Source organism: Amycolatopsis thailandensis (assembly GCF_002234405.1).
Classification (GTDB): domain Bacteria; phylum Actinomycetota; class Actinomycetes; order Mycobacteriales; family Pseudonocardiaceae; genus Amycolatopsis; species Amycolatopsis thailandensis.
Window position 1 is genome coordinate 19,185 of record NZ_NMQT01000214.1, and the last position, 13,248, is coordinate 32,432.

At 69.4% G+C, this 13,248-nt stretch carries 10 protein-coding genes; 6 read left to right on the forward strand and 4 right to left on the reverse strand.

Going from position 1 to position 13,248, the window contains the following annotated elements; genetic code table 11:
* Positions 1–50: 50 nt before the first annotated feature.
* Positions 51–2,858, reverse strand: a complete 2,808-nt coding sequence (locus tag CFP71_RS41400) for an aconitate hydratase (protein WP_093939336.1) — start codon at positions 2,856–2,858, stop codon at positions 51–53.
* A 343-nt stretch (positions 2,859–3,201) separates the two neighbouring features.
* Between CFP71_RS41400 and CFP71_RS41405 the strand changes: the two genes are divergently transcribed.
* From CFP71_RS41405 to CFP71_RS41425, 5 genes are all read left to right on the forward strand, one after another.
* Positions 3,202–4,557: an NlpC/P60 family protein gene (locus tag CFP71_RS41405; protein ID WP_093939337.1), complete on the forward strand. Its 1,356-nt coding sequence runs from the start codon at positions 3,202–3,204 to the stop codon at positions 4,555–4,557.
* Positions 4,558–4,559: 2 nt separating this feature from the next.
* Entirely contained in the window at positions 4,560–5,102 is a 543-nt protein-coding gene (gene mobA, locus CFP71_RS41410) for a molybdenum cofactor guanylyltransferase (protein WP_093939338.1), read from the forward strand.
* Positions 5,103–5,221: 119 nt separating this feature from the next.
* Positions 5,222–6,286 (forward strand): AAA family ATPase, encoded by a 1,065-nt coding sequence (locus CFP71_RS41415; RefSeq protein WP_093939339.1) that lies wholly within the window; start codon positions 5,222–5,224, stop codon positions 6,284–6,286.
* Positions 6,287–6,356: 70 nt separating this feature from the next.
* Positions 6,357–7,241, forward strand: coding sequence for a DUF58 domain-containing protein (locus CFP71_RS41420; protein WP_221473007.1), 885 nt, complete (start codon positions 6,357–6,359; stop codon positions 7,239–7,241).
* Positions 7,238–8,218, forward strand: coding sequence for a VWA domain-containing protein (locus CFP71_RS41425; RefSeq protein ID WP_093939340.1), 981 nt, complete (start codon positions 7,238–7,240; stop codon positions 8,216–8,218). Before CFP71_RS41420 ends, CFP71_RS41425 begins: the two co-directional genes overlap by 4 nt.
* A 23-nt stretch (positions 8,219–8,241) precedes the next feature.
* Here CFP71_RS41425 and CFP71_RS41430 read toward each other — a convergent pair whose 3' ends face one another.
* On the reverse strand, positions 8,242–10,236 hold the full coding sequence (locus tag CFP71_RS41430) for a hypothetical protein (protein WP_244200029.1): 1,995 nt from the start codon (positions 10,234–10,236) through the stop codon (positions 8,242–8,244).
* A gap of 167 nt (positions 10,237–10,403) precedes the next feature.
* A complete protein-coding gene (locus CFP71_RS41435) occupies positions 10,404–10,865 on the reverse strand; it encodes a tRNA (cytidine(34)-2'-O)-methyltransferase (RefSeq protein ID WP_093939342.1) in 462 nt (153 codons plus the stop codon).
* 111 nt (positions 10,866–10,976) lie between these two features.
* Between CFP71_RS41435 and CFP71_RS41440 the strand changes: the two genes are divergently transcribed.
* The gene (locus tag CFP71_RS41440) at positions 10,977–12,572 is read left to right on the forward strand and encodes an alkaline phosphatase D family protein (RefSeq protein ID WP_093939343.1); all 1,596 of its coding nucleotides are present in this window, start codon (positions 10,977–10,979) and stop codon (positions 12,570–12,572) included.
* On the opposite strand, the gene CFP71_RS41445 is transcribed toward CFP71_RS41440, so the two are convergent.
* Entirely contained in the window at positions 12,560–12,991 is a 432-nt protein-coding gene (locus CFP71_RS41445; RefSeq protein WP_093939344.1) for an acyl-CoA thioesterase, read from the reverse strand. The genes CFP71_RS41440 and CFP71_RS41445 overlap by 13 nt on opposite strands.
* Positions 12,992–13,248: the final 257 nt, after the last annotated feature.

The window sequence follows — 13,248 nt, forward strand, 5'->3', positions numbered from 1 at the left end:
GTCGGCCCCTTTCCCCAAAGTGCGGGAAAAGGGGCCGACGCGGGAGGTGCTTACGCCTGGGTCATCTTCCGCAGGACGTACTGCAGGATGCCGCCGTTGCGGTAGTAGTCCGCCTCACCCGGGGTGTCGATGCGGACGTCCGCGTCGAACTCCACCTTGGTGCCGTCGGTCTTCGTCGCGGTGACGTGGACCGTACGCGGGGTCTCGCCGTCGTTCAGCTTCGTGATGCCCGAGATGTCGAACGTCTCGGTGCCGTCGAGGCCGAGCGACGAGGCCGACTCGCCCGCCGGGAACTGCAGCGGGATGACGCCCATGCCGATCAGGTTCGACCGGTGGATGCGCTCGAACGACTCGGTGATCACCGCGCGCACACCCAGCAGGCGCGTGCCCTTGGCCGCCCAGTCACGCGACGAGCCGGAGCCGTACTCCTTGCCGCCCAGGACGACCAGCGGGATGTCCTGCGCCGCGTAGTTCTGCGCCGCGTCGTAGATGAACGACTGCGGGGCGTCGTCCTGGGTGAAGTCGCGGGTGTAGCCGCCCTGCACGTCGTCCAGCAGCTGGTTGCGCAGCCGGATGTTCGCGAAGGTGCCGCGGATCATGACCTCGTGGTTACCGCGACGCGAGCCGTAGGAATTGAAGTCCTTCTTCTCCACGCCGTGCTCGGTCAGGTACTGCGCGGCCGGGGTGCCCGGCTTGATCGCGCCGGCGGGGGAGATGTGGTCGGTGGTGACCGAGTCGCCCAGCTTCGCCAGCACGCGCGCGCCGGAGATGTCGGTGACCGCCGACGGCTCCGCCTTCATGCCCTCGAAGTACGGGGGCTTCCGGACGTAGGTGGACTCCGCGTCCCAGTCGAAGGTCTTGCCCTCGGGGGTCGGCAGCGACTTCCACCGCTCGCCACCGTCGAAGACGTCGGCGTAGTCCTTGGTGAACATCTCCTGCGTGATCGCGTAGTCGATGGTCTCCTGGATCTCCTTGGCCGACGGCCAGATGTCCTTCAGGAAGACGTCGTTGCCGTCGGTGTCTTGGCCGAGCGGCTGGTTCTCGAAGTCGAAGTCCATCGTGCCGGCGAGCGCGTACGCGATGACCAGCGGCGGCGACGCGAGGTAGTTCATCTTCACGTCGGGGTTGATGCGGCCTTCGAAGTTCCGGTTGCCCGAGAGCACCGAAACCGCGGTGAGGTCGTTCTCCTGGATCGCGGCGGAGATCTCGTCCGACAGCGGGCCCGAGTTGCCGATGCAGGTGGTGCAGCCGTAGCCGACCAGGTGGTAGCCCAGCTTCTCCAGGTACGGCCAGAGGTTGGCCTTGGTGTAGTAGTCCGTGACGACCTGCGAACCCGGCGCCATCGAGGTCTTGACCCACGGCTTCACCGCGAGACCCTTGTCGACCGCGTTCCGCGCGAGCAGCGCCGCGCCGAGCATGACCGAGGGGTTGGAAGTGTTGGTGCAGGAGGTGATCGAGGCGATCACGACGGCGCCGTGGTCGAGGATGAACTCGCCGCGGTCGGACGTGCTGACCTTGACCGGGTTGGTCGGGCGGCCGCTGTGGCCGTTCGCCGCCGACTGGACCTCGACCGCGTCCTCGTCCTTGAAGGACAGGGCGGCGGGGTCGCTGGCCGGGAAGGTCTCCTCGACGCTCTCGTCCACGTTGGTGTGCGGGGCCTGCTCGCCGCCGACGTAGTCGTGGATCGACTTGCGGAACGAGTTCTTCGCGTCGGTGAGCTCGATGCGGTCCTGCGGGCGCTTCGGGCCGGCGATCGACGGGACGACCGTCGACAGGTCCAGCTCGATGTACTCGGAGTACTCCGGCTCGTGCGACGGGTCGTGCCAGAGGCCCTGCTCCTTGGCGTACGCCTCGACGAGCGCGACCTGCTCCTCGGAGCGGCCGGTGAGCTTGAGGTACCGGACGGTCTCCTCGTCGATCGGGAAGATCGCCGCGGTGGAGCCGAATTCCGGGCTCATGTTGCCGATGGTGGCGCGGTTGGCCAGCGGCACCGCGCCGACGCTCTCGCCGTAGAACTCGACGAACTTGCTGACCACACCGTGCTTGCGCAGCATCTCGGTGATGGTGAGCACGACGTCGGTGGCGGTCACGCCGGTCGGGATCTCGCCGGTGAGCTTGAAGCCCACGACGCGCGGGATGAGCATGGAGACCGGCTGGCCCAGCATGGCCGCCTCGGCCTCGATGCCGCCGACGCCCCAGCCCAGCACGCCAAGGCCGTTGACCATGGTGGTGTGCGAGTCGGTGCCGACGCAGGAGTCGGGGTACGCCTGGCCGTTGCGGGACATCACCGTGCGGGCGAGGTGCTCGATGTTGACCTGGTGCACGATGCCGGTGCCCGGCGGGACGACCTTGAACTCGTCGAAGGCGCCCTGGCCCCAGCGCAGGAACTGGTAGCGCTCGCGGTTGCGCTCGTATTCGATCTCGACGTTGCGCTCGAAGGCGTCGGCGCGGCCGAAGACGTCGATGATGACCGAGTGGTCGATGACCAGCTCGGCGGGCGCCAGCGGGTTGACCTTGTCCGGGTCGCCGCCGAGGTCGGTGACGGCCTCGCGCATGGTGGCGAGGTCGACGACGCAGGGCACGCCGGTGAAGTCCTGCATGATCACGCGGGCGGGCGTGAACTGGATCTCGATCGACGGGTCCGCGCTCGCGTCCCAGTTGCCGAGCGCGCGGATGTGGTCGGCGGTGATGTTCGCGCCGTCCTCGGTCCGCAGCAGGTTCTCGAGCAGGATCTTCAGGCTGTAGGGAAGGCGCTTGGAGCCCTCGACCTTGTCCAGGCGGAACACCTCGTAGGAGGCGTCGCCGACCTTCAGCGTGTCTTTGGCGCCGAAGCTGTCCTTGCTGGCAGGTGCTGTCACTTCTTACTCCAGTGGCGGGTCAGTTCGGTGTGGTTCTCCGGGCCGTTCGGGCAGGCCCGGAGCGAGTGTTGCGCACCCCCACCGTAAGTCCGGACCCGGGATGGCACACCTCGTTCGTCCCCTCAAACAGTACGCCTGTACTTTTTGGCTGGCAACCCGACACGCGGGTAGGGAAGGTCTCATCGACCTGCGTCCGTTCGAGTGACGAAACGTTCGTCTGTTCGTCCCCCGTTGAGGGGAAATGGTGCCTACGGTGTGTAAGTTCCTGGTGGTGCTTCTGGTAATGCTGTGACAGCAGTGGCACAGTGAGCTCGTTGTTTCAAGATCAGGAGGTGGGTGGATCGTGCGTGGTGAAACCGGGTCTGGAGCCGGTGCCCGCCGTGGCACGACCATCGGCGCCCTGGGGATCGCCCTGTTGCTCGGGGTGACCGGTACCGCCATCGCGGTACCGCCGCCCCCGCCGAACCCCAGCGACTCCGAGATCAACTCCAGCAAGGCCGACGCCAACGCCAAGGCGGGCGACGTCGGCAGGCTCACGAATCAACTGGCCCAGGCCGAATCGAAGCTCGCTCAGCTCAACGACGACGTCGAGCTGAAGATGGAAGAGGCCAACAAGGCCAGGGTCGACGCGGAGACCGCGCAGGACGAAGCCGCCCAGGCCGACCGCGAGGCGCAGTCCGCGCGCACCGAATCCGACGCCGCGCAGGCGACCATCGACAAGGCCCGCGCCGATCTGGACAAGTTCGCCGCCGCCAGCTTCCAGCAGGGCAGCACCATCGGCTCCGTGTCGGCGTATCTCACCGCCAACAGCCCCAAAGAGCTTCTCGGCCGCGCCCAGATGCTCGACGCGGTCGGCGGCAGCAGGCTCAACGCGCTCGACACGATGAAGCGCGCGCAGACCGAGAAGTCCAACAAGGACGCGACGGCGCGCAAGAAGCAGGAGATCGCACAGGAGCGCAAGCGCGCGGCCGAGGCGGCCAAGCACGAGGCCGACAACGCGCAGAGCGCCGCGCAGCACGCGCAGGACACCCAGGCCGCGCAGAACGACAAGCTCGAAGCCGACAAGACGAACGTCGAGAAGCAGCTCTTCGAAGCGCAGCAGAAGGTCAGCGGCCTGCAAGGGCAGCGGCAGCGCTACGAGGACTGGAAGGCGCAGAAGGCCCGCGAGGACGAGGAACGCGCCCGTCAGGCCGCGCTCGCCGCGTCGAGGCCCAGCCCCAGTCAGGGGGGCGGTGGCCGTCCGTCGAGCAGGCCCGTCCAGTCGGCGCCCGCCGGGGCGAGTGTCGAGGCCGCGGTCCAGCGGGCGTTGTCGCAGTTGGGTCTTCCGTATGCCTGGGGTGGTGGCAACACCTCCGGTCCGACGCGCGGTATCCGCGACGGCGGAGTCGCGGACCGCTACGGCGACTACAACAAGATCGGTTTCGACTGCTCGGGCCTGATGATCTACGCGTTCGCCGGGGTGCGGGCGCTCCCGCACTACAGCGGCTACCAGTACAACGCCGGCCGGAAGGTGCCGCTCTCCCAGATGCGCCGCGGCGACATGCTCTTCTGGGGCGGCAGCGCGCGGGGCATCCACCACGTCGCGATGTACCTCGGGAACGGGCAGATGGTCGAGGCGCCGCAGTCGGGCTTGCGGGTCCGGGTCGCGCCGGTGCGCTACGGCGGCATCATGCCGTACGCTGCCCGCATGATCGGCTAGGCGTGGACTACGCGGGGATCGTGCTGGCCGGCGGCGCCGCGCGCCGTCTGTCCGGTGTGGACAAACCCGCGCTCCCCGTCGGCGGGAAACCGTTGCTGGCCCGCGCTCTGGCGGCGCTCGCGGACGCGGATCCGGTGATCGTCGTCGGCCCGGTACGGCCGGGCTTCGATGACGTCGTCTGGACTCGCGAGGCCGAGCCTGGGACGGGTCCGGTGGCCGCGCTGGCGGCAGGACTCGCGCTGGTTCCGACGGAGATCGTCGTCGTGCTGGCCGGTGATCTCGCCGGCGTCCGGTCGTCCACTGTGGATCGCCTGGTGGGTTCGCTCGGCGCCGCGTCCGGTGCGGTGCTGGTCGACGGCCCGGGGGAGCGGCAATGGCTTCTCGGTGCCTGGCGGGTTGAAGCGCTGCGCGAGGCCTTGCCGGAGGCGGTCGAGAACGCGTCGTTGCGGCGGACGCTGGGCGGGCTGGAGATCGTCGAGGTGCCCGAAGAGCCCGGCGAGAGCGACGACATCGACACGCCGGAGGACCTGGACCGCTGGTCGTAGGCCCCTTCACAGCCGTCATACCGCTGATCGGGTTGGCTACCTTCACGAACGGCTGTGCCGCCGACCACTACGGTCACATCCGGACGGAACAACGCAAGCGGGGAACACAGGAGGCACGAGTGACCGAGCCCGGCTACGCCGACGGCGCGCAGCAGCAGCCCGGAACGCCGGCGCGGGACGCCCAGTTGCTGGAGCGGACCGTGTTCGAGGTCAAGCGGATCATCGTCGGCCAGGACAGGCTGGTCGAGCGGATGCTCGTCGGCCTGCTGGCCAGGGGCCACCTCCTCCTCGAAGGTGTTCCCGGCGTCGCGAAGACCCTCGCGGTCGAGACCTTCGCCCGGGTGGTCGGCGGTTCGTTCTCGCGCGTGCAGTTCACCCCGGACCTCGTCCCCGCCGACATCCTCGGCACCCGGATCTACCGTCAGGGCGCCGAGCGGTTCGACGTCGAACTCGGTCCGGTGGTGGCGAACTTCGTGCTCGCCGACGAGATCAACCGCGCGCCGGCGAAGGTGCAGTCGGCGATGCTCGAGGTGATGGCCGAGCGGCACGTGTCGATCGGCGGCCAGACCTTCCCGATGCCCGACCCGTTCCTCGTGCTCGCCACGCAGAACCCGATCGAGAACGAAGGCGTGTACCCGCTGCCCGAGGCGCAGCGCGACCGGTTCCTGTTCAAGATCGTCGTCGAGTACCCGACCGCCGAGGAAGAGCGGGAGATCATCTACCGGATGGGCGTCACCCCGCCCACCCCGCAAGAGGTGCTGAGCCCCGCCGAGCTGGTCCGGCTCCAGAACGTCGCCTCGCAGGTCTTCGTGCACCACGCGCTGGTCGACTACGTCGTCCGCCTGGTGCTCACCACCCGTACGCCGAACGACCACGGCCTCGCCGACGTCGCCGGCTGGGTGTCCTACGGCGCCTCGCCGCGTGCCAGCCTCGGCATCATCGCCGCGTCCCGCGCGCTGGCGCTGGTCCGCGGCCGGGACTATGTGCTGCCGCAGGACGTCGTCGACGTCGTCCCCGACGTGCTGCGCCACCGGCTCGTGCTGTCCTACGACGCGCTGGCCGACGGCGTGCCCATCGACCACATCATCACGCGGGTGCTGCAGACCGTGCCGTTGCCGCAGGTCTCGGCCCGTCCGCAGGGCGGCGCCGGGCAGGGTGTCCCGGCCGGCGCGCCGGTCAGGTAAGGAAGCGAGCGTGAAGAACGAGAAGGGCGAACGTCCTTCCTGGGCACCGCCGGTGCTCCGCGGGGAGCGGATGGAGGCGGGCCTGCGCACCCTCGAACTCGACGTGCGCCGCCGTCTCGACGGTCTGCTCCAGGGCAATCACCTCGGCCTGGTGCCGGGGCCCGGTTCGGAACCGGGGGAGGCCCGGCCGTACCAGCCCGGTGACGACGTCCGCCGGATGGACTGGGCGGTCACCGCGCGGACGACGAGCCCGCACATCCGGGAGACCGTCGCCGACCGCGAGCTGGAGACGTGGCTGGTGGCGGACGTGTCCGCGAGCCTCGACTTCGGCACGGCGTTGTGCGAGAAGCGCGACCTGGTCGTCTGCGCGACGGCCGCGGTCGCGCATCTGACCGGCGGCGGTGGCAACCGGATCGGCGCGCTCGTCTCCAACGGGGCGGGCAGCATCACGCGGATCCCGGCGCGCGGCGGGCTGCCGCACGCGCGGGGGCTGGTCCGCAAGCTCGCCGAGACCCCGCGCGCCGAGGAAGGCGTCCGCGGGGATCTCGCCGCGGCACTGGAGAAACTGCGCCGTCCGCCCCGTCGTCGCGGGCTCGCCGTCGTCATCTCCGACTTCCTCGGTGACACCGAATGGCAGCGCCCGTTGCGCGCGCTCGGCGGGCACCACGACCTCATCGCCATCGAAGTCCTCGACCCGCGCGACATCGACCTGCCCGACGTGGGCACCGTCGTGCTGGCCGACCCGGAGACAGGGAAACAGCGCGAAGTGCATGCTTCGGCCTTGCTGCGCAAGGAATTCGGCGCGGCGGCGCACGCTCACCGGCAAGAGGTCGCGGCCGCGCTGCGCCGTGCCGGTGCCGCGCATCTGGTGCTGCGCACCGATTCCGACTGGATCGCGGACATGGTCCGGTTCGTGGTGGCCCGCAAGCGCCGCTGGTCCGGTGGTGTCGCGTGAGCCTGACCGGATTCGCCTCGCCGTGGTGGTTCCTGCTGCTGCTGGCGGTCGCCGCGGTGATCGTGGGTTACGTGCTCTCCCAGCGCGCGCGGCGCAAGCGCACCATGCGGTTCGCCAACCTGGAACTGCTGGAGAAGGTCGCGCCGAAGAGCCAGGGGTGGGTACGGCACGTTCCCGCCATCCTGATCGTGCTCTCGCTGCTGGTGCTCACCGTCGCGCTCGCCGGGCCGACGGCCGAGCAGAAGGTGCCCCGCAACCGGGCGACCGTGATGCTGGTGATCGACACGTCGCTGTCGATGGAAGCGACCGACGTCGCCCCGACCCGGCTGAAGGCGGCTCAGGAGTCGGCGCGCTCGTTCGCGCAGAACATGACCCCTGGGGTGAACCTCGGGCTGATCTCGTTCGCGGGGACGGCGACCGTGCTGGTCGCGCCGACCACCGATCGCGGCGGCGTCGTGAAGGCGATCGACAACCTGAAGCTGGCGCAGTCGACGGCCACCGGTGAAGGGATCTTCGCCGCGTTGCAGTCGATCGAGAGCTTCTCGGCCATCGTCGGTGGCGCGGAAGGTCCGCCGCCCGCCCGGATCGTGCTGATGAGTGACGGCAAGCAGACCGTCCCGGACGACCTGTACGCGCCCCGGGGCGGCTACACGGCCGCGCAGGCGGCGAAGCAGGCCCAGGTGCCGATCTCGTCGATCTCGTTCGGGACCACGCACGGCTCCGTCGACATCGACGGCAAGCCCCAGGACGTGAAGGTCGACGACGAATCGCTGGAGGAGATCGCCCGGCTTTCCGGGGGCGACTTCTACAAGGCGGCGAGCGCGGACGAACTGAAACGCGTGTACGACGACCTCGGCGAGCAGATCGGGTACGAGCTCAAGGACGCCGACGCGAGCCGTCCCTGGGTCATCATCGGGACCCTGGTGCTGATGATCGGTGCCGCCGCTTCGCTCTTCCTGGGCCAGCGCCTGCCGTAGCCACACCGGACGCGGGGATCGGCCTACCGGGTGACCGCCGGCCGGATCTCCGCGTCCCAGGTGGCGGGCCAGCGCACCGCGTGCACCTGGCCCGCGCCGTTGTCGGACGAGCCCACGATGTCACCGACGGCGTTGATGCCGTTGGCCTTGGTCTCGTGCCCGCCGGGCAGCGACGGCAGCACGGTCACCGTCCCGTCCGGGGCCCAGCGCACCCCTTGCCCCGGATCTCCGGCCGCGCCGAAGTCGTACCAGCCCGACACGACCCCGGTATCACTGATCCCGTTCGCCTGGCCGCGGCTGGTGCCCTCGGGGAGGGGCAGCTTGGTGATCCGGCCGTCGGGACTCCACCGGACGGGGTATTCCCCGGAGTAGCCGACGACGTCGCCACGATCGTTGAGCGCGACGGCGTGGGTGTACTTCTCGCCGGGCAAGCCCATCAGCTCGGTCACCGTCCCGTCCGGGTCCCAGCGGACCACGTGGTCGTTGGTCTCGTTGCGGATTCCGGAACTTCCGATGATCACCCCGCGGTTGTTGATCGCCTTCGCGGCGCCACCGGCGTGGCCGGGCAGGACGGGCAGGAGACTCGGCGTTCCGTCCGGGGCCCACCGCGTCGGGTGCGGGCTGCCGCGCCGGGAACTCGCGCTGCCGACGATCACCCCGCTGTCGTTGATCCCGTAGGCGCGTGAGCGGTACGTGTAGTACTCGGGTTCCTTGAGAGCCGACATGGTCCCGTCCGGTTCCCAGCGGATCGCGCGGTCCTTGTTCAGTTTCCTGTTGTCGGTACCCACGATGACGCCGTGGGCGTTGACGGCGTTGGCCTCCGGGGTGTTCGAGTCGGGGGAGAGGTCGGTGAGGACTCCGCCCGGTGTCCAGGTGACGGCGCGCATCCCGCCGTCCGGGGGAAGGGACTGGCCGATGGCCTGGCCGTGGACGTTGATCGCGGAAGCCTCCGCGCGGTCGCCCCCGGGGAACGACCGGCTCAGATCGACGGCCTTGCCCGGTGCAGTCCACCGCGCGGCGTGCCGCCCACGCGTGGCGGTCTGTTCGGATTCGCCCGCCACGACGCCGCGGGCGTTGATCGCCGCACCCGCGCTCTGGTCGTGTCCCGGCAGGGTGCCGAGGCCGGTGACGGTGCCTCGGTCGTCCCACACCACGGCGGTGTGGTGGCCGCTTCCGATGCTGGAACGACCGGTGACGACGCCGGAGTCGTTGATCGCCTCGGCGCTGCCCCCTGGATGCTCGGGGTAGAGGTAGGGCAGGGGCGTGGCGGTGCCGTTCGCGGCCCAGCGCACGGGGTGGGCACCGGAGCTTCCGACGACGACTCCGGCGCTGTTGATGCCTTCCGCCGAGCCGCGGTCGTCACCGGGAAGCAGGGCCAGCTTGACGACGGTGCCGTCGGGCTTCCAGCGCACGGCCTGGGTCCCGGAAGTCCCGACGATCACGCCCGCGTCGTTCATCGCCGTGGCCGCCGACCGTGAGTCGCCCGATGCCAGGGGAAGCAACGTCATGACGCCTTTCGCGTCCCATCGCGCCGCGCGTTCGACCGGCGGGCTGCCGATCGTGACCGTGCCGGCCACGGCTCCGGCGGTGTTGACCGCGGTGGCCTCGGAGTGCCCGTAGCGGTCGGGCGAGCTCAACTCGGTGAACGAACCGTCCGGACGCCAGAGCACGGGCCGCCGGATGGACAGGTCGTCGTAGGCCGAACCGGCGATGAACCCCTTCGCGTTGATCGCCCGCGCTTCCGTCATGCGGTATGTGCTCGGCACCGCGAGCGGGACCACCGCGCCGTCGGCGTTCCAGCGGGTGGCGATCGACCCGCCGGCGGCGGTGCTGTGGACGCCGGCCATGGTGCCGGTGTCGTTGATCCCGGCGACGCGGCTGTCGCTGTCGACGGGGAACGCGCCGAGATCGACGACCGGCACCGAGGCACCCGCCGCCTCCTGCGCGCCGACCGCGACGAGGGCGCCGCCGAGCGCGAGGACCAAGAAGAATCTGCACAACAAGAACTTTCCCCGCACCACGTGAACCCCTCCCGAGCCGCCCGAGTGCGCCGATCACCGGAGTATGGCGAAACCCGGGCCGTGGCGGGAACCGCTGATCGGACGCGGGCACACTCGTCCGCCCGCACTTCGTCAGCGGTCTCAGAAGTCCTTTGTGGATAAGGGAACTGTCTATCCACAAAGGATCACGGAGTCGCGAAGCCGTTCTGCCGCCAAGCTTCATAGACGCTGATCGCCGCGGTGTTCGAGAGGTTCAGCGACCGGCTCGACGGCAGCATCGGCAGCCGGACCCGATCGGTCACCTGCGGCGACTCCTGGATCTCAAGGGGCAACCCCGCCGACTCCGGGCCGAACATCAGCACGTCCCCCGGCTCGTAGGCGACGTCGGTGTGCAGCCGCGTCGCCGAAGCGCTGAACGCGAAGACCCGGGCGGGTAGCAGGGCCGCCCACGCCGCGTCGAGATCCGCGTGGATGTGGACGCGCGCGAGGTCGTGGTAGTCGAGCCCGGCGCGCCGCAGCTGCTTGTCCTCCAGGGTGAAACCGAGCGGTTCCACCAGGTGGAGCTCACAGCCGGTGTTCGCGGTCAAGCGGATCGCGTTACCCGTGTTGGGCGGGATTTCGGGGCGGTAGAACAGGATGCGGAACACGAGGGTTGATCGTCTTTCGTTCACGGACGGTTCGCCTGAGCGCGGCCGGGTGGCCATCAAGCCGGACAAGCATGAGGCCCGCCCGTGACCATCCCACCACAGGAGGGCTTCATGCCTTCGCTCCCTCACCCCCTGTCGCGGCGCCGCTTCCTCGGATACGGCTCCGCCGGCGCGGCCGCCGTCCTGCTGGGGACCGGTGCCTGGAACGCCGCCGGTGCTCTGCCGCTCGCCAACGGCACCGGAAACCCGTTCACCCTCGGCGTCGCTTCGGGTGACCCGCTGCCCGGCGGCGTCGTGCTCTGGACCAGGCTCGCGCCGAAGCCCTACGAGGCCGACGGCTTCGGCGGGATGCCGCGGACCCCGGTCCGCGTCGAGTACGAAGTCTCGCTCGACGAACGCTTCCGCGCGGTGATCCGCCGCGGCTCCGTGGTCGCCACACCCGAACTCGGCCACTCCGTGCACCCCGAAATCCACGGGCTCGCGCCGGATCACGAGTACTTCTACCGCTTCCGCACCGGCGGGGTGATCTCGCCGGTCGGCCGCACCCGGACGGCGCCCGTCGCGTGGTCTTCGCCGCGTGAGCTGAACTTCGCGTTCGCGTCCTGCCAGAACTGGGAGGCGGGGCACTTCACCGCGTACGACCACATGGCGGCCGAGGACCTCGACCTGGTCGTGCACCTGGGCGACTACCTCTACGAAAGCGGTGTCACGGGGGTGGGCCGCGGCACGCCGGTGGGCCCGCAGTTCAAGGGCGAGACCTTCGACTTGGCCCGCTACCGGCTCCAGTACGCGCTCTACAAGTCCGAAGCGCCGCTCATGGCCGCGCACGCCGCCTTCCCGTGGATCCACGTCAACGACGACCACGAGGTGGAGAACAACTGGGCGGGCGACCACTCCCAGGCCGACAACGAGCCCGACCAGGACCCGGTGGTGTTCCGCCAGCGGCGCGCCCAGGCCTTCCAGGCGATGTACGAGCACCTGCCGTACCGCATCGCGCAGCTGCCGAAGGGGCCGGACGCGCGTCTGCACCGGCGCCTGAGCTACGGCACGCTGGCCGACTTCACCATGCTCGACACCCGCCAGTACCGCGACGACCAGCCGTGCGGCGACGGTCAGTCGGCGAATTGCGCCGAGCGGTTCGACGAGGACCGCACGCTGCTCGGGTCGGAACAGCGCAGGTGGCTGCTCGACGGCTTCTCCCGGTCCCACGCACGGTGGCAGATCCTGGGCAACCAGGCGCCCATGGGCCAGACCGACACCGACGCGGGCGAGGCGACCAACGTCTACCTCGACCCGTGGGACGGCTACGTCGCCGACCGCGACCGCGTGCTCGCCGCGGCGCAGGACCGGGGTGTGCGGAACCTGGTGGTCATCACCGGCGACAGGCACCAGAACTACGCCTGGGATCTCAAGAAGAACTTCGGCGACCCGGGTTCGCCCACCGTGGCGAGCGAGTTCGTCGGCACGTCGATCACCAGCGGCGGCAACGGCGCCGACATGACGCCCGCCGGGGAGAACCTGCTGAAGGCCAACCCGCACATGAAGTTCTTCAACAACCAGCGTGGGTACGTCCGGGTCAACGTCAACCGGCAGCGGTGGCGGAGCGACTTCCGGGTGGTGCCGTTCGTGAACACCCCCGGCGCGCCGATCAGCACGCGGGCCAGCTACGTCGTCGAAGACCGGCGCCCCGGCGTTCAGTCCGCCTGAGCGGGCAGGAGGGCGGCGTACACCTCGCGCACGGCCGCGGGTGGCGCCGCCTTCTTGAGGGTGGCCGGATCGACGAAGACGTAACGGGTGTTCACCTCCGTGCACAGGTTTCCGCCGCGGGTGATCTCGAAGTCGATGATCAGCGACGTCGTGCCGAGGTGGTTCAGGAACACGGCCACGACCAGTTCGTCGTCGTAGCGGCAGGGCGCGCGGTAGCGGAGGTTCGATTCGGCGACGACGACGTCGACACCGCGCGCCAGTGCTTCTTCGTGGGAGCCGAAGAGGGTCTTCTCCACTTCGAACATGGCCATGTCGACGTAGGCGAGATAGTTCGCGTTGAAGACGATGCCCTGCCCGTCGCATTCGTGGTAGCGCACGCGCAGGGGCATTTCGACGATCGGTTTCCGTGGCTCGGTCACGGTTCCCAACGTACGTGAAGGCCGCCTTCCCCGGGGCGACGTGTCCTGCCGGGTGACATGTCCGTGAACGCAGGCCGATGCCGCTCTTGATGATTCGAACGGGACCTTCGGACAGGGCAGACGACCTGAGAGCCTGAACTGGGGTGTCCACAAAGGACCCCGGATCACCGAAGAGTGTCCACTTGAAGCCTATATGTCCGGTTGTACCGGTGGGTCGTGAGTGGCAAAGAGGGTTAGAACCCTCTTTGCCACTCACG